General features: G+C 46.1%; 21 protein-coding genes and 1 riboswitch. Of the genes, 20 read left to right on the forward strand and 1 reads right to left on the reverse strand.

What is annotated here, in order from left to right; translation table 11 throughout:
* The first annotated feature begins 13 nt into the window (after positions 1 to 13).
* The 16 genes from xylF to QWY16_RS03105 all read left to right on the forward strand — a co-directional run bounded on the left by xylF (position 14) and on the right by QWY16_RS03105 (position 20,165).
* Positions 14 to 1,087 carry a D-xylose ABC transporter substrate-binding protein gene (gene xylF, locus QWY16_RS03030; RefSeq protein ID WP_300991377.1) on the forward strand — a complete coding sequence of 358 codons (1,074 nt, stop codon included), beginning with the start codon at positions 14 to 16 and terminating at the stop codon, positions 1,085 to 1,087.
* Between the two features lie 302 nt (positions 1,088 to 1,389).
* Positions 1,390 to 1,884, forward strand: coding sequence for a YehS family protein (locus QWY16_RS03035; RefSeq protein ID WP_300991378.1), 495 nt, complete (start codon positions 1,390 to 1,392; stop codon positions 1,882 to 1,884).
* Between the two features lie 358 nt (positions 1,885 to 2,242).
* Entirely contained in the window at positions 2,243 to 2,845 is a 603-nt protein-coding gene (locus tag QWY16_RS03040; RefSeq protein WP_300991379.1) for a hypothetical protein, read from the forward strand.
* Positions 2,846 to 3,003: 158 nt separating this feature from the next.
* The gene (locus QWY16_RS03045) at positions 3,004 to 3,867 is read left to right on the forward strand and encodes a DUF6920 family protein (protein WP_300991380.1); all 864 of its coding nucleotides are present in this window, start codon (positions 3,004 to 3,006) and stop codon (positions 3,865 to 3,867) included.
* A 370-nt stretch (positions 3,868 to 4,237) separates the two neighbouring features.
* A complete protein-coding gene (locus tag QWY16_RS03050; RefSeq protein ID WP_300991381.1) occupies positions 4,238 to 4,543 on the forward strand; it encodes a hypothetical protein in 306 nt (101 codons plus the stop codon).
* Between the two features lie 191 nt (positions 4,544 to 4,734).
* Positions 4,735 to 4,841: riboswitch (SAM riboswitch) on the forward strand.
* A 72-nt stretch (positions 4,842 to 4,913) separates the two neighbouring features.
* Positions 4,914 to 6,773: a bifunctional homocysteine S-methyltransferase/methylenetetrahydrofolate reductase gene (locus tag QWY16_RS03055; RefSeq protein ID WP_300991382.1), complete on the forward strand. Its 1,860-nt coding sequence runs from the start codon at positions 4,914 to 4,916 to the stop codon at positions 6,771 to 6,773.
* The gene (gene metH / locus QWY16_RS03060; RefSeq protein ID WP_300991383.1) at positions 6,754 to 10,188 is read left to right on the forward strand and encodes a methionine synthase; all 3,435 of its coding nucleotides are present in this window, start codon (positions 6,754 to 6,756) and stop codon (positions 10,186 to 10,188) included. The genes QWY16_RS03055 and metH overlap by 20 nt, the downstream gene beginning before the upstream one ends.
* Positions 10,189 to 10,493: 305 nt before the next feature.
* The gene (locus QWY16_RS03065) at positions 10,494 to 11,495 is read left to right on the forward strand and encodes an aldose epimerase family protein (protein ID WP_300991385.1); all 1,002 of its coding nucleotides are present in this window, start codon (positions 10,494 to 10,496) and stop codon (positions 11,493 to 11,495) included.
* 128 nt (positions 11,496 to 11,623) lie between these two features.
* Positions 11,624 to 12,604, forward strand: coding sequence for an LLM class flavin-dependent oxidoreductase (locus QWY16_RS03070; RefSeq protein ID WP_300991387.1), 981 nt, complete (start codon positions 11,624 to 11,626; stop codon positions 12,602 to 12,604).
* Positions 12,605 to 12,658: 54 nt separating this feature from the next.
* Positions 12,659 to 12,781 (forward strand): hypothetical protein, encoded by a 123-nt coding sequence (locus QWY16_RS03075; RefSeq protein ID WP_300991389.1) that lies wholly within the window; start codon positions 12,659 to 12,661, stop codon positions 12,779 to 12,781.
* Positions 12,782 to 13,392: 611 nt separating this feature from the next.
* Positions 13,393 to 14,163, forward strand: coding sequence for an ABC transporter ATP-binding protein (locus QWY16_RS03080; protein WP_300991390.1), 771 nt, complete (start codon positions 13,393 to 13,395; stop codon positions 14,161 to 14,163).
* An 18-nt stretch (positions 14,164 to 14,181) separates the two neighbouring features.
* Positions 14,182 to 16,041 carry an AMP-dependent synthetase/ligase gene (locus QWY16_RS03085; RefSeq protein WP_300991391.1) on the forward strand — a complete coding sequence of 620 codons (1,860 nt, stop codon included), beginning with the start codon at positions 14,182 to 14,184 and terminating at the stop codon, positions 16,039 to 16,041.
* Positions 16,042 to 16,063: 22 nt separating this feature from the next.
* Complete coding sequence (locus QWY16_RS03090) at positions 16,064 to 16,948, forward strand: branched-chain amino acid ABC transporter permease (RefSeq protein WP_300991392.1); 885 nt, start codon at positions 16,064 to 16,066, stop codon at positions 16,946 to 16,948.
* A 4-nt stretch (positions 16,949 to 16,952) separates the two neighbouring features.
* A complete protein-coding gene (locus QWY16_RS03095) occupies positions 16,953 to 18,014 on the forward strand; it encodes a branched-chain amino acid ABC transporter permease (protein WP_300991393.1) in 1,062 nt (353 codons plus the stop codon).
* Positions 18,015 to 18,092: 78 nt separating this feature from the next.
* Complete coding sequence (locus QWY16_RS03100) at positions 18,093 to 19,307, forward strand: ABC transporter substrate-binding protein (RefSeq protein ID WP_300991394.1); 1,215 nt, start codon at positions 18,093 to 18,095, stop codon at positions 19,305 to 19,307.
* A gap of 66 nt (positions 19,308 to 19,373) precedes the next feature.
* Positions 19,374 to 20,165, forward strand: a complete 792-nt coding sequence (locus QWY16_RS03105) for an ABC transporter ATP-binding protein (RefSeq protein WP_300991395.1) — start codon at positions 19,374 to 19,376, stop codon at positions 20,163 to 20,165.
* 78 nt (positions 20,166 to 20,243) lie between these two features.
* Here the strand turns inward: QWY16_RS03105 and QWY16_RS03110 are convergent, their stop codons facing one another.
* Positions 20,244 to 21,260, reverse strand: a complete 1,017-nt coding sequence (locus tag QWY16_RS03110; RefSeq protein WP_300993255.1) for an NADP-dependent oxidoreductase — start codon at positions 21,258 to 21,260, stop codon at positions 20,244 to 20,246.
* Positions 21,261 to 21,472: 212 nt separating this feature from the next.
* On the opposite strand from QWY16_RS03110, the gene QWY16_RS03115 reads away from it, so the two are divergent.
* The 4 genes from QWY16_RS03115 to QWY16_RS03130 all read left to right on the forward strand — a co-directional run bounded on the left by QWY16_RS03115 (position 21,473) and on the right by QWY16_RS03130 (position 25,112).
* Complete coding sequence (locus tag QWY16_RS03115) at positions 21,473 to 22,204, forward strand: SDR family oxidoreductase (protein WP_300993257.1); 732 nt, start codon at positions 21,473 to 21,475, stop codon at positions 22,202 to 22,204.
* A 317-nt stretch (positions 22,205 to 22,521) separates the two neighbouring features.
* Positions 22,522 to 23,259, forward strand: a complete 738-nt coding sequence (locus tag QWY16_RS03120; RefSeq protein ID WP_300991396.1) for an SDR family oxidoreductase — start codon at positions 22,522 to 22,524, stop codon at positions 23,257 to 23,259.
* Between the two features lie 256 nt (positions 23,260 to 23,515).
* Positions 23,516 to 24,472 carry a sugar kinase gene (locus QWY16_RS03125; protein ID WP_300991397.1) on the forward strand — a complete coding sequence of 319 codons (957 nt, stop codon included), beginning with the start codon at positions 23,516 to 23,518 and terminating at the stop codon, positions 24,470 to 24,472.
* A gap of 19 nt (positions 24,473 to 24,491) precedes the next feature.
* Positions 24,492 to 25,112, forward strand: a complete 621-nt coding sequence (locus QWY16_RS03130; protein WP_300991399.1) for a bifunctional 2-keto-4-hydroxyglutarate aldolase/2-keto-3-deoxy-6-phosphogluconate aldolase — start codon at positions 24,492 to 24,494, stop codon at positions 25,110 to 25,112.
* Positions 25,113 to 25,124: the final 12 nt, after the last annotated feature.

Here is a 25,124-nt window from a genome sequence, read left to right on the forward strand (position 1 = left end):
GGAGGAAAAGCCCATGGAGCCTATCTGGTCCCGAATGGTCAAATTGCTGGGTGTCTTATTCGCTGCATGTTTGCTGGCAGCTTGTAACGGCGGTGAACCGGAAGCGCAGAAAGAAACGCCGGTTCCCTCAGAGACAGAAAAAGAAGGTCCAATCAAAATTGGATTCTCAATGGACACATTAAAAGAAGAACGCTGGCTGAAAGACCGGGACTTGTTCCGGGAAGCGGCTAAGGCCCTCGGGGCGGAAGTGGAGATTGTGGCGGCGAACGGCAATGACGCTCTTCAAATCTCCCAGGCAGAAACGCTGATCCAGGGAGGCATCGATGTACTGGTAATTGTGCCGCACAATGCTGAAGCTACAGCAGCCATCGTCCATAAAGCGCATAAGGCAGGCATCAAAGTCATCGCCTACGACCGCCTCGTGAAAAATGCCGCCATCGATTTATATGTATCATTCGACAATGAACAAGTAGGGAAGCTGCAGGCCCAGGCAATTTTAGAAGCCGTGCCGAAAGGGAATTATGTCTATATCGGAGGAGCCCCGACAGACAATAACGTCCATTTGATCAAGAAAGGCGTTCTTGATGTACTCCAGCCGGCTATCGACCGGGGAGATATTAAAATCGTCTATGATCAATGGACCGAAGATTGGGCGCCAGAAAACGCCTTGGCCAATATGGCCGAAGCACTCAAAGCCAATAACAATCAAATCGACGCGGTAATTGCCGCTAATGATGCAACTGCCGGCGGCGTTATCAAAGCTTTGGAAGCGCAGGGATTGAGCGGGGAAATTCCAGTCGCAGGCCAGGACGCTGAATTGGCGGCGGTACAGCGCATTGTCACCGGCACACAGACCATGACCGTTTACAAACCGATTCAGAACTTGACCACACAAGTGGCGGAGCTCGCAATCCAGCTGGCCAAAGGCGAAGAAGTCATGACATCGGTCAGCGTCAATAACGGAAAAACCGAAGTGCCGTCGATTTTGCTGGCGCCTACGGCAGTGGATGCTGGTAACTTGGTCGATACAGTCATCGCAGATGGCTTTCATTCGAAAGATGAGGTTTATCAAGAAGCAGGAAAGTGATTAGCATAAAGAGCCTTTCATCAGTTAAGCCCTTTGATGGAAGGCTTTTTATGCTATTATTAGGGGTGGATATAGGGGATAGGTTGAATTAAAGAAGGATACTTTTAGAAGCCGCTACGCCGTTTTGGGCAGGACTTCCGTGATGAGCCATCGGCCTTAAAACATGTGCTCCTGCATCGCTACGCTAGCTTCGTCGCAAAACCACTGGCCTCACAACCCTCGGCCAATGGCTTCGCAGCTAAAATAGTTGGTTCAACTTATATGGATGGAAATTTTGAAAGTATGCAATAGGAGGATTTTAAATGGATAATAATGACTTACTGATTAGATTAAGGTACGCCCTTGATATAAAAAATACTGATATGGTGGAAATCTTCAAACTTGGCGGTGTTGAGCTGTCGAAAGAAGAAGTGCTGAAAGTGCTGACGAAAACGCCGGAAGAAGAGGATGTTAAAGAAAGTGAAAATCATATTCCTTTGGATAATGCCATGCTGGAGTCTTTCTTAAACGGCTTGATTGTCCACAAAAGAGGCAGACAGGATCCAAAACCGGGACAGCCTGAACAGCCGCCGTTGACGAATGAACCTTCCAATAATTTATTATTGAAAAAAGTGAAAATCGCTTTGCAGCTGACAAGTGATGACATGCTCGACATCTTGAAACTTGCTGGCGTCACTGTGTCCAAAAGCGAAATGGGCGGAATCCTGAGAAAGCAGGGACATAAAAATTACAGCGTCTGCGGCGACCGCTATGCACGGAATTTCCTGAAAGGCTTGGCTTTGAAATATAGAAAATAACTGGATTATAAATCTCATCTAACTGACAAGCAGCGATTTGGTGAGAAGAAAAGAGTTGCTGAATGTGTTTATTCAGCAACTCTTTTTTATTTTGTAAGGCTAGCAGAACCATCAAATGATTTCCTCAATGCCGTTTCAGAATTTCTCTAATTCTTTACACCGCGATAAAGGCGGCATGGAAGGTTTTCCCGGAATATTTTATAGACTCCTTCTTGATTGCTCATTATAATTAGAAAAGTGGAAATTTTTATTGTTTTCGTATAAACACGCCGAGTTAGTTGGGGTAAGGTTAAAAAAAGCTTAAACGTTAATAAGTTTATCTAATAAGGAAAAATGTTAACTAAAGGAGATCAATGATATGAAATGGCTGCCCACACGTAAAAACAAAATCGAAGCTTTTTGGCAATGGTTTGAGGAGAATGAGGAAACTTATTTTGAATTGGCTGAAGAAAATCGGGAAGAGCTTTTTAACGAACTGCAGCAAAAACTTCAGAAAGTGAATAAGCATCTCGCTTTTGAGTTCAGCGCAGAGCTGGAAAGCGGAAAACGCGAGTTCATTATTAGTGCGGATGGCATAGTGGAAGCTTTTGAAGCAGTGTTTGATTTGCAGGAAACGATGCCGGAACTTGATCGTTTCGAAATCATTGCATTCCGGCAGCCTTCAGTAGAAGAGTTCAGTGTGCATTATGGAAACAGGGAATTGACTTGGGAAGATGTTTATTACACAGCTCTCCAGGATATAGAGCAGGAAGAAGTCAATATGATGCTATATATCAAAGGGCTGACTGAGGAAAATGAAGAGGAAATTATTCCGCTCGTCTTCATCCTTTTAGACTCGGTGATTGGAGAATACAATATGGGGGTGCATCTGGGAAGAGTCGAGTTCCATCCGTTTGAAGTGCATCCGAATGCCCGGCCGCTTCATACGTTAAAAGAGTTCTTTCCAGTGGAGAGCATTTGAAATCCAGTAACTGATTAGGACATCAGAGCACCAGGAAGGACTGAATTGTAGAAATCAAATGCTTTGAATGAAATAACTCGCGTAAAGCTTTTTTACTGACAGGAAAAACATGCCCGATGGCGTATATAGTAGTAACGAAAAAATGGAGGTGCTGTAAGATGAGGAAGAAAGTCGCGATTTCACTTTCCGTCGTTGCTGTGGCCGCGTTATATAAAGGGGCGCTGTGGAATTTCAGCAGCCAGAGCAAGAAACAAATTGAGCAGCAGCTGGCAAAAGTGCCGGATGCAGAGCCGCAAAAAGTTACAGAAGAGATGCTGGAGCAGCTTCCGGCACCTGTGCAAAAATGGCTGGAAAATGCAGGGATTGTAGGAAAGGACCAAATCCGCACTATATTTCTAAGGCAAACTGGCTGGATGAGGTTGAAGCCGGAACAGCAGGAGTGGACAAAAGCTGAAGCTGAACAGACCATTACAACCGATCCGCCGTCATTCACTTGGACAGTGAAGATGAACATGCTGCCTTTTATCCAAATCGTCGGCCGCGACAGTTTCGAAGCTGGAAAAGCTGAATTGCTCATTAAAGCGGCGGGGCTATTTCCAGTCGCCCGAGAAGCGGATAATGATAAAACCGATCAGTCGGCATTGCAGCGGTACTTAATGGAAGTGTCCTGGTATCCGACTGCCGCCATCAGCCCGTATATCAAGTGGGAAGAAATTGATGGAAACACGGCCAAGGCGACAATGGATTATCAGGGAGTATCAGGTTCAGCGACCTATCATTTTAAGGAAGACGGCGAGCTGGAAAAAATTATCGCTCTTCGGTATAAGGACAGTAGCCCAGAAGCGCCTCTTGTACCTTGTGTTGCTGAAATCAAAGAACATCACAGCGCGGGCGGGATTAAAGTTCCTTCTAAAGTCGAAATCACGTGGCAATTGGAAGAAGGAGATTTTACCTGGTATAAATTCGAAGTTCACGCAGCCGAGTTTGATCCAATACAAGCTGTAAAAAATACCCCGCTATAAGTGGGCTACAGAATCGAGCTTTCAGAAGCTGATTAATCCGTCTGAAGGGAAAGCGAAGAACGGTGCCGCCTGGGCTTCCGTAAAAGCATCAGAAAAAGTGCCCGTCTAGCTTTGCCTAATCCATGGACGGGGTTCTAAGAAATATATTAGATAAAAATATATTTAGATGTCCCTTCTTTTCCTAAGCGGCAAAGTTCATTCCATAATAGAAATATAAAAATCGGAAAATTATGATAAGCTAAAGAAGATCGGTAAAAAATATACTTAAAGCAGCAGGTGGAATAGTTTAATAGTGCGGGTTCTTGAAGAAAGGAATCGGGGACATTATTAAAAATTTAGTCCTTGCTTTAAAATTAGCATGGAGGTTGTTATGAAGTATTTAATTAAAGAAGAGAATCGGGTCCAGATGTATCAGGTTTTTAAGTATCTTAAATACGAAATACCGCTGCAGGAAATAATGCTCATTAAGAAGCATAATAAAGAATCGGTTATCTATGCTTTGTATAACGAAGAAGGAAATGTCTATTTACTGACAGATATTTCGGTTAGGAATGAGTGTGTCTATGGTAATGGCGGCTTTGCTAAACCCTATTGCAAAATTGAAGAGATTGATGATTACTCTTTGAAGACATTAGATTCAGATGCTTACAACTGGTATATGACTCATGCGAAATAATCACAGCTAAAAACCATCAGTTCAACTTATATATAAAGAATCTGACGACTTAACACAGAAAGTTCTTTCTTTTTCAACAAATAAACTTGACCTGAAGCCTGGATGCAGGTACGATTTAAAAATATAAATTGAAAATTCAATCAGAAGGAATCCAACTGCCTGTTAAAGTGGAATAACAACTGAATAGTGAATTCTTATCGAGAGAAGTCGAGGGACTGGCCCTATGACGCTTCAGCAACCAGCCATTTATGGTCAGGTGCTAATTCCAGCAGGCATGCAAATGTCTGGCAGATGAAAAGGAACGAGTTTATTAATCGTAAAGCCTTCTTTTTCAAAGATGGCTTTTTTTGTATATTTAGGAGGCGAAAGCATGGGTTTATTAGATGAGCTAAAGACGAGAATATTGACGGCAGACGGAGCAATGGGAACGTTATTATATTCATACGGCATTGAATACTGCAACGAGGAATTGAATTTGCAGCGGCCGGAAATCATCGAAAAGATCCATCAGGAATACATTCAGGCCGGCGCAGATATCATTCAGACCAATACGTATGGCGGCAATGCTTTGAAACTTGCGCGTTACGGGCTTGAGCATCAAGTGAAAGAAATCAACGAAGCGGCAATCCGCATCGCAAAACGGGCGGCCGCTCCGGGCGGGCAATTTGTCTTTGGAACAATCGGCGGCATCCGGGGCATCCGGAAAAGCGATGCGACTTTGCAGGAAATCATCACGATGGTGGACCAGCAAGCAGGCTATTTGCTGGCAGGAGACCCGGATGCCTTGCTGCTTGAGACATATTATGATTTTGAAGAACTGGCTGAAACCGTCATCCATCTACGGAAAGTGACCGATGTGCCGTTGATTGCCCAAGTGTCCATGCACGAGCCGGGTATCTTGCAAAACGGTCTGGCTTTGAATGACGCCTTGCACCAACTGGAAGAATTAGGCGCTGATATTGTCGGCGTTAATTGCCGGTTGGGGCCACACCATACGATTCAAGCGCTGGAAGAAGTGTCGTTGCCGAAAAAAGCTTTCCTTTCAGCTTATCCGAACGCCAGTTTATTGGATCTTGAAAATGGCCGGGTGGTTTATGAATCGGAAGCAGATTATTTCGGGCGCGCAGGTTTATTATTAAGAGAAGAAGGGGCGCGCTTGATCGGCGGCTGTTGCGGCACGACGCCAAAACACATCGAAGCGCTGAAAAAACGCATCGGCAATTTAAAGCCGGTTACTGAAAAAGAAGTGGTGAAGAAAAAGCCAATCGTCATTCGGGAAGCGGAAGCACTTGAAGAAGCGCCGCTTCATGAAAAAGCAAAAACGGAGCGTACCATTATTGTGGAATTGGATACGCCGAAGCATTTAGATATTACAAAGTTCATCGAAGGGTCAAAAGCGCTGAATGCAGCAGGAGTGGACGCAGTTACTATGGCCGACAATTCGCTTGCCTCTCCCAGGGTCAGCAATTTGGCGATGGGCGCCATTTTGAAACACCAGGAACAAATCCGTCCGCTAGCGCATATAACATGCCGTGACCGGAACTTGATCGGCTTGCAGTCGCATTTGATGGGGCTGGATGCCCTCGGAATCCATGATATCCTAGCAGTAACGGGAGATCCGACAAAAGTGGGGGATTTTCCTGGAGCGACCAGTGTTTATGATGTATCGAGCCTGGAATTGATCCAGTTGATCAAAAAGCTGAATGAAGGCATTTCATTTTCCGGGAAACCGCTGCGCAAAAAAGCGAACTTCTCCGTCGCCGCTGCGTTCAACCCGAATGTCCGCGTTTTAGACCGGGCAGTGGCGCGTTTGGAGAAGAAAATTGAAAGCGGCGCGGATTATTTCATTTCGCAGCCGGTTTATACGAAAGAGAAAATCATTGAAATTTATGAAGCGACCAAGCATCTGGATACGCCGATTTTCCTCGGAGTAATGCCTTTGACCAGCATCCGCAGTGCCGAATTCCTGCATAATGAAGTGCCGGGCATCAAATTGTCGGAAGATGCGCTCGAGCGGATGCGCGCTTGCGGCGATGATAAAGACCGTGCCAGCGCAGAAGGCATCCAAATCGCAAAAGAACTGATTGATACAGCAGCGGAATTATTCAATGGCATTTACTTGATTACGCCATTTTTCCGCTATGATATGTCTTTGGAATTGATCGATTATATCCGCCAACTTGATATACAGAAAGAGAGCGATCGCAGCCATGTCCAAACAGCTAATTGAACAACTTGAAAAAAGAATTTTAATTATTGACGGAGCTATGGGGACGATGATTCAGAATGCTGATTTGTCAGCAGAAGATTTCGGCGGAGAGCAGCTTGACGGCTGCAACGAGTATTTGAATATCGTTCGTCCGAATGTGATTGAAAGCGTCCACCATGCTTATTTGGAGGCGGGCGCTGATATTATCTGTACGAACACCTTTGGCGGCACATCGATCGTGCTGGATGAATACGATCTCGGCAGACAGGCAGCGGAAATCAACCGCCGGGCGGTGGAAATTGCGAAACGCAGCACAGCCGCTTTTTCAACGCTGGAATGGCCGCGTTTTGTGGCAGGTGCAATCGGCCCGACGACAAAAACCTTATCCGTGACGGGCGGCGTAACATTTGATGAAATGCTGGATAATTTCTATGTGCAAGCGACAGCGCTCGTCGAAGGCGGCGCAGATTTGATTTTACTGGAAACGAGCCAGGATATGCTGAATGTCAAAGCAGCAACGATTGGCATCAAGAAAGCGTTTGAAGAAACCGGCATCGAGCTGCCGATCATGGTGTCCGGAACCATCGAGCCGATGGGAACGACGCTTGCGGGGCAGAGCATTGAAGCGTTCTATATTTCAATTGAACACGTCAAGCCGCTGTCAGTCGGCTTGAACTGCGCGACGGGTCCTGAGTTTATGACGGATCATATCCGTTCTTTAGCTGAGCTTTCGGATGGCTATGTCAGCTGTTATCCGAACGCCGGGCTGCCGGATGAAGAAGGCCATTACCACGAGACGCCCGAATCTTTGTCGAAAAAACTGCGCGGATTTGCCGAGAAAGGCTGGCTCAATGTAGTCGGCGGCTGTTGCGGAACGACACCGGCCCATATTAAAGCCGTCAGGGAAGCGATGGAAGGGTTAGCACCGAGAAAGCCGGAAGCAGCCGGACATGGCCATGTGATTTCTGGCATCGAGCCGCTGCAATACGATGAATCGATGCGCCCGCTGTTTATCGGGGAGCGAACGAATGTCATCGGTTCCCGTAAATTCAAGCGGCTGATTATCGATGGCCGATTTGAAGAAGCTTCTGAAATTGCCCGGGCACAAGTGAAGAACGGAGCGCATGTCATCGATATTTGTTTGGCAAACCCGGACCGCGATGAGCTCGAAGACATGACCAACTTTATGAAGGAAGTTGTCAAAAAAGTGAAAGTTCCGCTTGTTATTGATTCCACGGATGAAGCCGTCATTGAAGCAGCGTTGAAATTTTCCCAAGGGAAAGCCATCATCAATTCGATCAATCTGGAAGACGGAGAAGAACGGTTTGACGCGGTTATGCCGCTCGTGAAGAAATACGGCGCGGCCGTTGTGGTTGGGACAATCGACGAACCGGGCATGGCTGTCACGCGCGAACGGAAGCTTGAAGTTGCTGAACGATCGTATGATTTATTGGTCAATAAATGGGGGCTTGCGCCGGAAGACATCATTTTCGATCCGCTCGTATTTCCGGTCGGGACTGGCGATCAGCAATACATCGGTTCCGCGGTGGAGACCATTGAAGGAATCCGCCTGATCAAGCAGAAATTTCCGCGCTGTCTGACAGTTCTAGGCATCAGCAACGTATCATTCGGCTTGCCGCCAGTCGGCCGTGAAGTGCTGAATGCGGTGTATTTATACCACTGCACGCAGGCAGGGCTTGACTATGCCATCGTCAATACGGAAAAACTGGAGCGCTACGCTTCAATTCCGCAAAAAGAAATTGAAATGGCGAACGAGTTGCTGTTTACGACGACTGATAAGACCTTAGCCGACTTTACGGATTTTTACCGCGATAAGAAAAAGGAAAAAACCGAAGACGATATTCCAAAAACGGTTCCTGAACGGCTTGCCTATTATATTCTGGAAGGCACGAAAGAAGGGCTGATTCCGGATTTGGAAAAAGCGCTCGACCTGTATGATACGCCGCTTGATGTCATTAACGGTCCGCTGATGGAAGGCATGGCTGAAGTGGGCCGCCTGTTCAATGATAACCAGCTGATTGTGGCGGAAGTGCTGCAAAGCGCCGGCGTGATGAAAGCGGCGGTTTCTTTCCTGGAAGGGTTTATGGAGAAAAAAGAAGACGATTCCGGCAAAGGCAAAATTGTTCTGGCAACAGTTAAAGGTGATGTCCATGATATCGGCAAAAATCTGGTGGATATCATTCTCAGCAATAATGGCTATAAAGTCATCGATGTCGGCATCAAAGTGACGCCAGCGACGTTGATCGAAGTGATCCGCAAAGAAAAGCCGGATATGATCGGCTTATCCGGGCTTCTCGTCAAATCGGCAAAACAGATGGTCATCACAGCCCAGGACTTCAAGGAAGCAGGCATTGATGTGCCGATTCTGGTCGGAGGCGCGGCATTGTCGCGGCGCTTTACCGAAACCAAAATCGCCGCGGAATATGACGGTCCGGTCATTTACGCAAAAGATGCGATGCAAGGCTTGGACCTTGCCAACCGCCTGCAAAGCGGAGCCGGTAAAGCGGTGCTGCTGGAAGAACTCGATGCGCAGCAGGAAAAACGCAAAGTGTCGGAAGCGGCAAGAGAATCAAAACAGGCATTGGCGGTAGCAGTCCGTCCGGTCAAGACAGTCCGGGAAGATGTGCCGGTCTACAAGCCGAACGATTTGCGCCGGCATGTGCTGAAGGATTATTCAGTGGCGCATCTGTATCCGTACGTCAATATGCGAACATTGATCGGCCACCATCTCGGCTTGAAAGGCTTCAGTGAAAAATCGCTTGCACAAGGCGACCAGCGGGCAGTGGAACTGCATGAACTGGCGACCGGATTCTTGCAAGCCGGATTGTTAAAGCCATCCGGCATGTATCAGTTTTTCCCGGCACAAAGTGATGGCGACGACGTCATTATTTATAGCCCGGCGGATGCCAAGACTGAAATTGAACGCTTTACCTTCCCGCGCCAGTCAGCTGAGCCGTTTCTATGCCTCGCGGATTATTTAAAATCCGTCGACAGCGGCGAAATGGATTATGTCGCGTTTATGCAAGTGACGGCAGGGCACGGCGTACGTGATGAAGCGGCTCGTTTGAAAGAAACCGGAAAATTTCTTGAAAGCCATGCGCTGCAAGCGACAGCGCTGGAACTGGCAGAAGGTTTTGCAGAGCGCATCCATCAGGAAATCCGCGATCAATGGGGCTTCCCCGATGCCACCGACTTTTCGATGCGGGATCGTTTCGCAGCGAAATATCAAGGGCAGCGTTTCTCATTCGGCTACCCGGCCTGTCCGAACCTGGAAGACCAAGCGAAATTATTCGGCTTGATCAAGCCGGAAGACATCGGTGTCCAGTTGACGGAAGAATACATGATGGACCCCGAAGCTTCCGTGTCGGCTATGGTTTTTGCCCATCCGGATGCACGGTATTTCGTAGTGGATTAATAGAGAGATGGAAAAGAGGATGGCTTGTCCGCTGGATTGCGGATGAGCCATCCTTTTATGGTTTTTTTGTGCCAGTTGGGCATAAACAAGTTGTACTTGGGCATAAAAGTAAAATTCAAGACGTTTATTGCGGCACTCGTTCGCTTTCCAATACTATGTTCCATTCGTCTGCTAATGCAGGGAGTGGGCCAGAACTTGTCGAAGTGAACGAGTAAGAGGGGAAAGAGCCAAGTGAACAAGCCTTGTTGCAAAGCGAGCCTCGCTGAGAGGGCCCGACCTATAATTTTGAAAGGCAGTGAAGTGAAATGGAAGTGGAACAACGCTTATTCGGCTATAAGGAAGGGCGTCAGGTGACCTTGTACACCTTGAAGAACGCCAATGGTTTTGAAGTATCATGCATGGATTGGGGCTGCATCATTACGAAGATAATCGCACCTGATCAAAGGGGGAACTTGGAGAATGTAGTGCTGGGTTTTGACACATTGGAGGAATATGGAGACAATCCACATTTTTTAGGAGCGGTGGCCGGACGCTTTGCCGGAAGAATCAAAGGCGGTACATTTACACTTGAAGGCCAGGACTACAAACTTGCTGCTAATGCCAACGGCCATCATTTGCACGGCGGCAATAAAGGCTTCAGCCATAAATTATGGAAGTCGGAGATGATGCAAAATGAAAGTGAAGCCGCAATCGAGTTTTCTTATTGGAGCCCGGACGGGGAAGAAGGCTATCCTGGGAACCTTGAACTGAAAGTTACATACAGGATTCGTGATGAGGCCAATGATGTGATCATTTCTTATTCTGCCGTTTCTGATAAAACGACTTTATTGAACGTGACCAATCACAGTTATTTTAATTTGAGTGGAGATTTGAAACAGGGTATTTTCAATCATGAACTGACAATAAACAGCAATAAATTCCTTGAGTTGGATACAGAAAAAATTCCAACAGGTAGATACTTGCCGGTCGACGACTCGGTATTTGATTTCCGAGGTGGCAGGAAGCTGCAAGACGGCATTGATCCGCAAAGTCCACTGGCAGGCGGTGGGTATGACCATCCGTTTCTATTGGACAGCAGCCAGCAAAGAGAGATTATGCTGGTGGACAAAGAAAGTGGGCGCCAACTTGTTGTCGAAACGACAGAACCGGCCGTTGTCCTTTATACAGGAAACCGCTTGGGGCTTTGCCTCGAAACGCAAGGATTGCCGGATTCAATCCATCACCCGCATTTCCCTTCAGCGATATTGAAGAAAGGGGAGCGGTTTAGCAGCGAAACCCGGTATTCATTTGGAGTCATCGACAGGTAAAAGTGCCGACTTTGGCAGTGGGACTCATTTGAAACTGAGTTCATCCATTGACCCTAAACGAATCGCTCCTGAAGCAAGCCTACATCATGATAAACTACAATCAACTAGAAAAAAGAGGCGGGAGTCAAATGATTGCGTTAAACATTTTGGATTATTCACCGATTGATGAAGGCGGAACGGCTCGTGAAGCATTGCTCCAGACAACTGAACTGGCAAAGTTTGCAGAACAGCTGGGCTATAAGCGGTTTTGGGTTTCGGAACACCATAAAGTGATGTCAGTTGCAGGGAGTTCGCCGGAAATGCTGATGATGCATTTGGCAGCTTCAACGAATTCAATCCGGATTGGCTCGGGGGGCGTCATGCTGCCTCATTACAGCGCCTATAAAGTCGCTGAGAATTTTCGCGTGCTTGAAGCGCTCCATCCAAACCGGATCGATCTGGGAATCGGGCGTTCGCGCAGCTATCTTAAAGTTAATCAGGCATTGAACGGCAATAAGCGCATTCCATATGATCAGCAAATAGAAGACTTGCAGCAATACCTGACGGATGCGAATGAATTGATTGCCACACCGGTTGTTGAAACGGCGCCCGAAATGTGGATGCTCGGGACTGGTGGCAGCAGTGCAGAACTCGCTGCAGCAAAAGGAACGGCTTATGCCTATGCCCATTTTGCGCGGCCGGCAATGTCAGGCGTAGAAGTAGTGGATACATACCGCAAGAGATTTCAGCCGTCGAAACTGCTTGGAAAACCAAAAGTGATCATTGCCGTATTTGCCGTCGTTGCGGAAACGGCAGAACAAGCGGAAGAAATTGCGAAAGCTTTTGACTTGTGGCTATTATTTGTGGAATCGGATATATCGCCGCCGTATTACCCATCAATTGAAACGGCGGCAGCCCGAGGCTTCAGTGCGGCCGAGCAGGAAAAAGTAGCGAAAAACCGCAAGCGGATGATTATTGGGGACGCTGAAACCGTGAAGGCGGAAATTGAACGCATTGCAGAATTATACGGTGCCGATGAAGTGACAATCATCCCAAATGTATCAGGAGCAAAAAACCGGATGAAGGGAATTGAATTGCTGGCAGAGGCTTTTGGATACACCGTTAAATGAAACCATTTCATTATTCCTTCGTATAATAAATTAAATCGATAAGGGGGATGGCCGGTGAAGAAAAAAGAGAAGAAGGACCGCTGGTGGATCTGGGATGTGTTCGAGTTTTTTATCGATATGTTGGATATTCTTTTGTATATTCCGCGGTACGTCATTCGTCTGGTGCGGGAGCTATAAGAAGTTGGAAAAAGCGTTCAAAGCGGGTTGCCGCTTTGAACGCTTTTTTATTTTCCAAAACATGATTTTCGCAGAAAAAATTAAAGCGAAAAGAGATAAAGTGAAGCAAATTTAATTAGTATTTCAACATAAAGCAATTAGTTTCGACCTATTAAATTGCTTGCAAATATAAATTTGGTTCTCGGAAAATGATCAATAAATTATTGTTTTTTCAATATAAGATTTGATTTAAAAAACTGTCATTTGGTGCTTGAGAGATCAAAAGGCAGCTTTCTTCTTTGCGACACTGAATAGGAAGATGGAAAAATCAGGTCATTCATACGGACCAGGAGTTATTAAGGGAAAACACTATACCCGATTGAATGCGGTGCATGAAGCAACCGGGTTTTTACTGGTTCAAGAAAAAATAAAATACAAATTTACGTCTTTAAAAAAATTCTAGACTCGTTCTCTTAATAAAAAGCAACTTAATTTTAAAATAACAAAATTGACTTAAAAGTTAAGAATATTATAAAAATTTAGAAAGTTGATATTGACAAGGTTATGCTCCTTATATACTATACAAGGAAGCGCTTACAGTATTATTTTGCGATGAAACGAGGGAAATCGTAATGGGAAAAATTCTGGAGATAGAAGGATTGCATTTACAGTTTGGTGGAGTAAAAGCATTAGATAATGTCAGTTACCACATTGAAGAAGGAGAAATTTTCTCGCTTATTGGACCTAACGGAGCTGGAAAAACCAGTATGCTTAACTGCATTAGCGGACTTTATCAGCCAACTGAAGGATCGATCCTTTTTAAAGGACAGGAATTGACCAGCCTAAAACCATACAAACGGACATCCCTTGGAATAGCCCGTGCTTTCCAAAATATTGCCTTATTTGCCCATATGTCAGTCCTCGACAATATCAAATTAGGCCGGCATGCCTTAATGGATTCAGGATTATTCAGCGGTGGATTATATGTTGGAAAAGCTTCAAAGGAAGAAATTGTTCATCGGGAAAAAGTGGAGGAAGTGATCGAGTTTTTAGAGCTTCAGGATATTCGGAATGTACCGGTAGGGAAATTGCCTTACGGATTGCAAAAACGAGTTGAAGTAGGAAGAGCACTCGCTCTCGAGCCCGAACTTATTCTTCTCGATGAACCGATGGCTGGGATGAACAGTTCCGAAAAAGACATGATGGCGCGCATGATTCTCGATATGCATGAACTAAAAGGCATGACGGTTGTGCTGATCGAACATGATTTAGGGGTAGTCATGAATTTGTCCCATCATATTGCCGTATTGGATTTTGGGAAGCAGATTGGTTTTGGGACGCCAGAAGAAATTCAAAAAAATCCAGCGGTCATAAAAGCCTATATCGGAGAAGAAGCCATTTAGGAAGGAGGCAGTTGTGAAATGACATTGCCAAAGCTATTAGCAAAGCGCGCTGCTGAAATGAAAAATGAAGTGGCTCTCAGACAAAAACATCTTGGAATCTGGAACGAAGTCAGCTGGGGGGAATACCAGAAAAACGTAGAAATGCTGGCAATTGCCTTATCCACCGAGTTTAAATTTAAACGAGGCGAAACATTGGCGTTGATTGGCGAAAACCGCCCGCATTGGCTTTATTCACAAATGGCGGCCCAAGCACTCGGCGGGGTTTCGGCAGGCATCTATCAAGACTCTCTTCCGGCCCAGTTAATTTATTATTTAAATGACTGCCAAGCGCGGATAGCGATTGTAGAAGACCAGGAGCAAGTTGATAAACTGCTGGAAATCAAAAATGACCTTCCTTATTTAGAGCATATTATTTTTTGCAACGGACAAGGCTTGCGGCATTACAAACATGACTGGTTAACCGGTTTTGATGCATTGCTGGAAAAAGGTGCAGTATTTGTTCAGGAAACGCCAGCATTTTATAGCAGCGAACTTGAATTTTCCGAAATTGAAGATACAGCCATTATTGCTTATAGCGCTTCGGCTACCGGCCATCCTAAAGGCGTTAAATTGTCCCACAGCAATTTGATCGCAGCTGCACAGAATTTGGACTCTGTAGACAAAATGAAAGAAAAAGATGATTATTTTTCGTTTTTGCCGCTTTCCTGGATCCACGAACAGGTAATTAGCATAGTGGTTCCGCTATTGACTGGAATGGCAGTGAATTTCCCGGAAAAACCCCATACCGTCCTTACGGATTTAAGGGAAATTGGTCCACAGACTTTATTGGCGCCTCCCCGGGTTTACCAAACTTTGTTATCGAATTTCACCATACGTATTCAAGGAAGCAGCTGGCTCAAAAAGAAAGTATATCTGACTTTTAAAAAGTATGGCGATAAGGTGATTAAAGCCAAACTTCAACATCAAAAAGTGTCAGCAGCCGATAAACTGATGTATGGAATTGGTGATTGGCTGGTTTTCAGTGCCATTAGAGATCATATGGGATTTGGGCGCGTCAAACGGGCTTACATAGCAGGAGCGACTCTTGAACCGGAAACCTATTGTTTTTTCCACAGCATCGGAGTGAACGTGAAACAGACATACGGTGCAACGGAACTTGCCGGCATTGCATTTGTCCAGCGAGATGAAGATCTCCAGTTGAATAGTGTAGGCAAACCGCTCCCGCATACGGAAATGAAAGTTAGCGAAAAAGGCGATATCTTTGTTCGAAATGCAGAGGCTTTTGCGAAAAGCGAAAGTTCAATGCAACAGGATGGCTGGATTTCACTCGGTGATTGCGGCAGATTGGACGATTCAGGGCATTTATACGTATTGGACCGGAAAGAAGACATTATCACATTAGCGAATGGCGAACTTGTTTATCCAAGCATGGTCGAAAATAAACTCAAAGCCAGCCCATATATCCAGGAAGCCGTATGTTTTGGCGAAGGCAAGCCGTACATTACAGCAATTTTAAACATCGATTTGAATAGCGTTGGGAAATGGGCGGATAAAAACCGCCTTGTTTATACGGATTACTCAGACCTGGCACAAAACCCCGAAGTTATTGAATTTATCAGCAAAGAAGTCAGTGAACTGGGCAAAGAACTTGAGGGCGGAGCAGCCGTGAAGAAGTTTGCCATCCTCCACAAGCAGCTTAGCGCAAATGATGATGAAATGACGCGGACGCTGAAAATCAGAAGAAACTATATAAAGCAGAAATACGGTTCACTCATCGAAAGTTTTTACGGGGACAGCGTAGAGGCGGGAACCGGCAAAAACACGTCAGAAGATGATAGCAGCTTGACCGGTACAATCCGTCATCAGGTTGTGCAATAGGAGCTTAAGTGGGGGTGGGGAAATGACGTTTTTTATTCAGATGCTTATAACCGGAATTGTAGTAGGAAGTATTTACGGGCTCGTCGCTTTGGGCTTTGTGTTAATTTATCGTGCAAGTGATGCTTTGAATTTAGCGAACGGGGAGTTTGTCATTATTGGCGCTTATATCTGCTTGACGCTTATGACGGCGTATCAAGTTCCGTTCATCATCGCATTGGCGATTACTTTGGTGTTCAGCATGCTGCTGGGGCTGCTTGTCGAACGGCTGGTCATCCGGCCGCTCCAGAACGCCCCGGTCATTTCCGTTATTATGGCGACCATTGGGTTGTCAAGCTTGCTGGCAGGGCTCGTGCACATGATTTGGGGGCACCAGACGAAGAAATTCCCGCTGATCTTTCCGGCAACGCCGCTGGAAGTGGGCGGAGTCATTATTACACCGGTTTACCTGTGGTCTTTCATTATCGTAATCATTTTGCTCATTCTGTTCTCTGTATTCTTCAAGTTTTCGAAAATGGGAATCGCGATGCGAGCTGTGGCGGATGATAAGCAAGCGGCTTCTTCAATGGGAATCAGCGTCAAGAAAGTGTATGCCATTACTTGGGCGATTGCCGCAGTTGTCGCCGCTGTAGGCGGAGTGCTGCTCGGTAATATTAACGGAGTCAGCCCAACAATGGCAACCATCGGTTTGACTGTGCTGCCCGTGGTTATCCTTGGCGGGCTCGACAGCATTCTTGGAGCAATTGTCGGTGGGTTCATCATCGGAATTTTGCAAAGTATGGCGGGGGGATACTTAGACCCGTTAATTGGCGGAGGACTGAAAGAAGTAGCGCCCTTTATCGTCGTTCTTCTTATATTAATGATCAAGCCGTACGGGTTATTTGGCCGGGGCGGAACAGAAAGGGTGTAACGCGATGCGAAATCCGTTTGTCAATGAAAGCGGTAATTATAAAACAAGCTATGCCAAAGACATGAAATTATTCGGATCGAAAAGCGCTGCATTAAGAATGTTTGCGTTAATTGCACTTGCCCTGCTGGTTCCGCTGTTTACGTCCAATTACGTGATCGGATTACTGACGCTTTGCACAATTGCTTCAATTGGAGCAATTGGGCTTAATATCCTGACGGGCTTTACCGGACAGATTTCTATCGGCACCGGAGCATTCTTAGGGGTAGGCGGCTATACTTCGGCGATTCTGACATCCACTTACGGACTGAGCTTTTGGATTGCTCTTCCTCTTGCCGGTTTAGTAACGGCGGTTGTCGGCGGTTTGTTCGGGATTCCATCGCTTCGCTTGAAGGGATTGTATCTGGCGATTGCAACGCTCGCTGCCCAGTTTATCATCATCTTCATCATCAGCCGCTGGACCAGCGTCACTGGCGGGACAGGAGGGATGTCGCTTAGCCGCCCGACGGCTGGACTTTTCTCTTTGTCGAGCAATACGAGCTACTATTATTTATGCATCGTTATCTTGATGCTGACCGCGCTGTATGCGACCAATTTGGTCCGGACGCGTACTGGACGTGCTTTCCTGGCAGTGCGGGACCGTGATGTAGCTGCGCAAATCATGGGCATCAATTTGTTTAAGTATAAAGTGATGGGCTTTGCCATCAGCTCTTTCTTTGTCGGAATCGCCGGTTCTTTGCTGGCTCATTACACAATGATTGTCAGTCCGGAGTTCTACGGCATCAGCGTTTCAATCGAATACTTGGCCATGATTTTGATCGGCGGGCTCGGCAGTGTCATGGGTTCCATTTTAGGAGCCGTCTTTATCACGCTCTTGCCGGTAGGCTTGACGATGATCATCGACTTCATGGTGCTGTATTTGCCAAGTCTGGGACAAATTTTGTCTTCATTCCGGGAATTCGTCTTTGGCATAGTTATCATCCTGTTTTTGATTTTTGAGCCTGGGGGGCTCGCCTCCATGTGGACCAATTTAAAAAATTATTTCAAGTTATGGCCGTTTTCCCATTAACAAAGGTTTTTCTGAAACTGCAGTGTCCATCATGCCGTTTCATCCACATAGCTACATAAACACAAAGGGGGAAGTAAATTGAAAAACAACAGAATGAAAGCGATCAGTGTATTACTCGGATTATCATTGGTTCTTGGAGCTTGCGGTGAAGAAGCTGCGACAAGCGGAGGCGGCGCAAAAGAAGGGGAAAGAACGGTAACGATCGGCTCGTTTTATGACATTACCGGTGGAACCAGCGATACAGGAACTCCGTATTCTGAAGGGCAAGAAGACTTCTTCGCAAATTTAGAAAAAACGGGCGGCATTGAAGGCCTTCATATCGAACATAAAGGAGAAGATTACGCCTACGAAATTAGCGAAGCGCAGCGCCTTTATCAGACTTACCGAGATCGTGATGGCGTATCGGCAATCCTTGGATGGGGAACAGGCGATACGGAAGCCCTTCGCAAGCAGGTAGCAACTGATAAAATTCCTTTCATGTCCGCTTCGTACTCTGAAAGCTTGAAGGATTTAAAAGAAAGCCCGTACAACTTTTTCGTAGCTGCTTCTTATTCGGATCAAGGCCGTATGGTGTTGAACTGGATCAAAGAAAATCATAAAGGAGACAATCCAACGGTTGCTTTGCTTTACAGCGATACAGGGTTCGGACGCTCTCCAATTGAAGACATCAAAAAATACGGTGAGGAAATCGGCGTTGAAATTGTAGACGAGCAAGTCATCGAATTATCAGCAACAGAAGCTCAGTCTCAATTATTGAACATGGAAAAGAAAAATCCGGACTATGCGATTATCCAGCAAACATGGGGAGCGACTTCAACCATTCTGCGTGATGCAAAAACGCTTAAAATCGATACGCAGTTTATCGGCTTGAACCAGGCGGCAGGCGAAGGTTTGGTTGAGCAAGCCGGTGAAGTATCAGAAGGCTTTATGGCAGTACTTACACATTCCCTTCCATATGAAGACGTAGAAGGAATGAAAGAGTACAAAACCTTCTTGGAAGGCGATGGCCGATCAATCGAAGACATCAACATGCAGCATGTGGCAGGCTGGGTAGCTGCAAAAGTAATGGTAGAAGGCATCAAAGAAGCAGCTGAGCTGAAAGCAGAAGGCGATATTACCGGGGAAGATGTTCTGGCAGGTCTTGAATCCCTTGATAACCTCGACCTTGGCGGATTAGCAGCACCGGTAACGTTTAGTGAAGAAAGCCACGCCGGCACAAACCAAGCGCGCCTCGGCAAAGTGGTAGACGGAAAATGGGAACCAATGAGCGATTACTTAAGCGCTGAAAAATAAAATACCTATAAGGAGAGTATTCCGGTACTCTCCTTATCTGTTTTCATTAAAGGAAGGGGGATTTGGATGCTTCGGGTAAATAATATAGAAGCTGTTTATTCCAAGATGATTCTTGCGCTTAAAGGGGTTTCCCTCGAAGTGCCGGAAGGAAAAATTGTAGCGCTGCTTGGCAGCAACGGCGCCGGCAAATCAACGACATTAAAGTCGATTTCAGGGCTGCTTGCTGGAGAAGATGGACTGATCACGGACGGGACGATTGAATTTAAAGGACAAAAAATCACCGGAATGGCCCCGGATGCCATTGTGAAAAGCGGAATTTTTCAGTGCATAGAAGGCCGGCGCGTCTTTAAAGATTTAACGGTTGAAGAAAATCTGATGGCCGGCGCCTATACTCGGAAAGACCGCAAAAACATAAAAGGGGATATTGAGAAGATCTATGAATACTTCCCCAAATTAAAAGCGCTTCAAAGCCGTAAAGCGGGTTTTCTGTCAGGTGGCGAACAGCAAATGCTGGCAATTGGCCGAGGCATCATGGCGAAGCCGAAACTGCTGCTGCTGGATGAGCCTTCCCTTGGAATCGCACCGTTGTTAGTGGAGGAGATTTTCAAGAACATCAAAAAGATTAACCAGGAAGAAGGCATGTCCATTTTGGTTGTAGAACAAAATGCCGCGGTAGCTTTATCGATTGCCGATTACGGCTACATCATGGAAGGTGGCCGTGTGGTCATGGAAGGTGCAGTGGAAAACCTTTTGGCAAATGAAGAAATCCGGGAGCATTATTTGGGGATCGGCAAAGAAGGCGAAAACAATTTCAAAGAAGATAAGATGTACAAACGGCGCCAGAAAATGGTTTGGTAATAACAAGAAAAACACTCATCGGATTTTGAATCCAGTGAGCGTTTTTTGTTTTGGAGAATTTGGTTTTCGCTGCTTGAATCAGTAAAATTCAGGATCAGCCACTTTCACCAGCATTTTGCCGATATTGGCGCCTTCAAAAAGCCCGATAAAGGCGTCCGGCGTGTTGTCAAAGCCTTCGACAATCGTTTCTTCAAATTTCAATTTGCCTTCCTGCAGCCACTTGGCCATGTCAGCAGAGCCTTTTTCAAATTCCGCTGCATAATTGCCGACTGTATAGCCTTGGATCAACGAACTTGTTTTGATCAGTGCTGGCTGGATGCGCGGACCGATATCTTCTTCTTTATTATAGGAAGAAATGGCGCCGCATAACGGGATCCGCGCATTCTTATTCAGCAAGTTGATGACGGCATCTGATACCTCACCGCCGACATTGTCAAAGTAAACATCGACGCCATCAGGCAAAGCCGCTTTTAAGTTATCCTGGAAGCTGTCTTTTTTGTAGTTGACGGCATGGTCGAAGCCCAGTTCATTTATCAGGAAATCGATTTTTTCATCTGAGCCTGCGATGCCCACTACTTTGGTTCCTTTGATTTTGGCAATCTGGCCAACAGCCGAACCGACGGCACCTGCTGCGCCGGACACGACGACCGTTTCGCCGGCCTGCGGCTTGCCGATATCGAGCAAACCGAAATAAGCGGTCAGTCCGGTCATTCCAAGAATCCCGAGATATGCAGTGACAGGGGCGATGGAAGTATCGACTTTACGGATTTTCTCCCCTTTCACCACACTGTACTCTGCCCATTTCATGTAGCCGGTTACGACATCTCCTGGTTTGAAAAGTTCGGACCGGGATTCCACTACTTCGGCAACCGCTCCGCCGATAAGGGCTTTATTTAATGGAAAAGGTGCAATATACGATTTGGTATCCCGCATGCGCCCGCGCATATAAGGGTCAACGGATAAATACAATGTCCGCACCAGCACCTGATTTTCTTCCGGTGACGGCATATCCAGTTCCACAAACTCAAAATCTTCTTTTGATGGCAAACCTTCCGGACGGTTGGCCAAATGAATTTCTCGTTGCTTAGATGGGATCACGGCAATTCCTCCTTCATTTTCTGAATGGAATGTATTGGCAAAAGCGTAACACTCCCATTGGGACGGGGTCAAAGATTTTGATACAAGAGCAGCGTTTTGATGCATGGAATTTACGGGTAGAGTAAGAAACGGAATAAATCATCTTTTTAGCTTATGCAGCGGATTTTTGTTCATAAAACAGAAATGGAGATGAATGGGACGTGGAAAACATGAAAACAGCCATCATTACAGGTGCAAGCAGCGGGATTGGCCAAGCCACGGCAAAAGAAATGGCAGCTAAGGGATTTGCGGTCATGCTGGCGGCAAGAAGGGAAGACCGGCTGGTGGAACTGAAAAATGAAATCGAAAAAGCTGGCGGACGGGCGGAATATCAAGTGACCGATGTCAGTTCAAGAATTGAAATGCAGTCGCTGGCCGATGCCACGCTTGCCCAGTTCGGCCAAATAGATGTCCTGGTCAACAATGCCGGCTTGATGCCATTGTCTTATTTGAATAAACTGAAAGTCGACGAATGGGATAGAATGATTGATGTCAATATCAAAGGCGTGCTTTACGGCATTGCGGCGGTTCTTCCTTATATGGAAGAACGAAAAAAAGGGCATATTATCAATGTCGCATCTGTGGCGGGGCATGTCGTTTCACCGGGAAGTGCTGTCTATAGCGGAACAAAGTTTGCGGTACGTGCCATCACGGAAGGACTGCGCAAAGAAATCGATCCTTCCCACGAAATCCGGGCGACGATTATTTCCCCGGGAGCGGTAGCAACGGAATTAAGAAATACGATTACGGACGAAGATGTTCTGACCAACTTTAAAAGTAGAAGCGGCGTAGAACCGCTGCAGTCAATAGACATTGCCCGCGCTATCGTCTACGCAGTCGATCAGCCGCCGCATGTCGACGTTAACGAGGTGTTGATCCGGCCGAGGCAGCAGCCGAATTAATAGTAAATAAATTTCTGATTGGCATCTCATTCAGAACTAAGTCTAGGGAGCGGTTTTCAGGTGAATGGACGGTGAACGCAGATAAACGATTTTGAGCGCAGATAAAATCATGCTGAACGCCGATAAATCGATTTGAACGCAGATAAACTTTCTGGAGCGCAGATAAATTATACTAAGCGCAGATAAAGCCTCACGCACACTGAAAATCAAATGCAGGGCATTTAATTAAATGACAGTTTACAGCCCGTAGCAACAAGTTTAAAGTTTTAGAAGGCAATACAACTAATGATTCGAGCAGAAATGGAGCGGTACACATAATGGCAACAACGAAATCAGCAATTATTACAGGAGCGAGCAGTGGAATCGGGCAAGCGACGGCAAAAGAATTAGCATCAAGAGGATTTGCTGTTTTGCTGGCGGCACGGCGCGAAGAACGTCTGGTTGAATTGAAAAACGAAATTGAACAAGCAGGCGGTCAGGCTGCATACAAAGTAACGGATGTCACTTCAGCTGAAGACATGAAAGCGTTAGGGGAAGCAGCCATTGAACAATTTGGCCAAATTGACGTGATGGTCAATAATGCAGGCTTGATGCCGCTGTCTTATATGAACAAACTGAAAATCGAAGAATGGGACCGGATGGTCGACGTCAACATCAAAGGCGTACTGTATGGCATCGCTGCTGTGCTGCCGCATATGGAAGAGCGCGAAGAAGGGCATATCATCAATATTTCTTCGGTTGCAGGACATGATATTACACCAGGCAGCGCGGTGTACAGCGGGACAAAATTTGCGGTTCGCGCCATTACCGAAGGGCTGCGCCAGGAATTGAGCCCGGCGATGAACATCAGAGCGACAATCGTCTCGCCGGGCGCAGTCGCAACTGAACTGTCTGATACAATTACCGATCAAGATATTCTCGACGGATTCGCAAGCGGAAGTCCGATGAAGTTTTTGGAAGCGGAAGACATTGCCCGCGCCATCGGCTATGCAGTTGAACAGCCGGACTATGTGGATGTAAACGAAATATTGATCAGACCAAGACAACAAAAATAAGAACGGCTGCTTATGAAGGCATGGAATTTTCTAATGAAACTAGAAAATTTTATGCCTTCTTTTTTCTATCAAAAACGCATGTAACAGCTTATTCTTCCCCTTTCTGTGCTTCTGTTTCATATTACTCATTTTTCTCAATATTTTAAGAGTGCTTGATTTTGAAAGCACTTTCACATATAATTCTACTAAACCGATTTACTAAACCGATTTATCAAATTTCAATTTAAATATAAAGTGTGTGAGAGGGGTAATTGAGTTGTCGAAGACTTTTAGTGTTTTTACATTGGGTGATGCGCTGATCACGTTCAATCCCTCTGAGACTGGACCGTTGCGGTATGTTTCTGCTTTTACCCGCAAAGTAGGCGGAGCAGAATTGAACTTTGCCATCGGATGCGCCCGTTTAGGATTGCATACCAAATGGACGAGCCGTTTAGGCGGAGATGAATTTGGCCGTGTCATTTACAATTTTGCACGCGGCGAAGGCGTCGATATGGCGAATGTCGAGTTTGTCGAAAACTATCCGACATCATTGAATTTCAAAGAAATCCGTGAAGATGGATCTGGAAAAACGTTTTATTACCGTTACCAGTCGCCAATTTTAACGCTGGAACCGGAAGATATTACAGAAGCGATGTTCGAAGAAATCGATTTGATTCACTTGACCGGCGTTTTCCTGGCAATCGATCCGAAAAACCTGGCCATTGTCAAACGAGTGCTGGAAATTGCGAATGAAAAAGAAATCAAAGTATCATTCGATCCGAATATCCGATTGAAGCTGTGGACGCTTGAACAAGCAAAAGCCGCATATTTGGAAATCTTCCCGTATGTCGATATTTTATTGACCGGGCTGGATGAAATCGAAATGATTATCGGTGATGCTTCTGAAGCAGCGCTGGAGCAATGCGCGATTGACTTCAATATTGGGCAGCTTGTCATCAAAGACGGCGGCAACGGAGCAAGGCTTTATCAGGATCAGACATGGTACACGAAAGAAGCATTCAAAGTCTCGCCAATCGATACCGTCGGAGCGGGAGACGGCTTTGATGCCGGCTATATCTACGCTATGCTCCACGGCTACTCGCCTGAAGATACGCTTGAATTCGCAAACGGTGTGGGTGCGCTTGTAACAACCGTATCAGGAGATAACGAAGGGCTTCCGTACCTGCAGGAAGTAAAGGCTTTAATCAGTAAAGAAAAAATCATTGAACGTTAAATAAAGGAGGAATCCCGATATGTTGAAACACGCTATCCTATCCCGGTTGACAGAAACGAAAGTGGTCGCAGTCATCCGCGGCAGCAGTGCAGAAGAAGCAATCACATTGTCAAAAGCGGCAGTGCAAGGCGGCATTCCAGCCATTGAATTGACTTATACAACTCCTCAAGTACAGAAAGTTTTTGAAGCTTTGGCTGAAGAAGACGTTTTGCTTGGGGCAGGATCGGTACTTGATCCGGAAACAGCACGACACGCAATTTTAGCAGGAGCGAAGTTTGTGGTCAGCCCGCATTTCAACGAAGAAATCGCGACTGTCTGCAACCGTTACGGCATTCCGTATTTGCCGGGCTGCATGACCATCCGTGAAATGGTTAAAGCTTTGGAATCCGGGAGCGATATCATCAAATTATTCCCGGCGAACAATTTCGAACCTTCCTTTATTAAATCGGTCAATGGACCGCTTCCGCATGTGCGGATCATGCCGACAGGCGGCATCAACTTAAACAACATCCAGGACTGGCTTTCAGCAGGAGCAGTCGCAGTCGGAATCGGCAGCGATCTGAACAAAGCATATGCAGCAGGCGGATTTGAAGCGGCTGTAGAATTGAGTCAAAAATACATGCAGCAAAGCGCGCAGTAAAAGGAGTGGCAA

This window comes from Planococcus shenhongbingii, assembly GCF_030413635.1.
GTDB classification, from domain to species: domain Bacteria; phylum Bacillota; class Bacilli; order Bacillales_A; family Planococcaceae; genus Planococcus; species Planococcus shenhongbingii.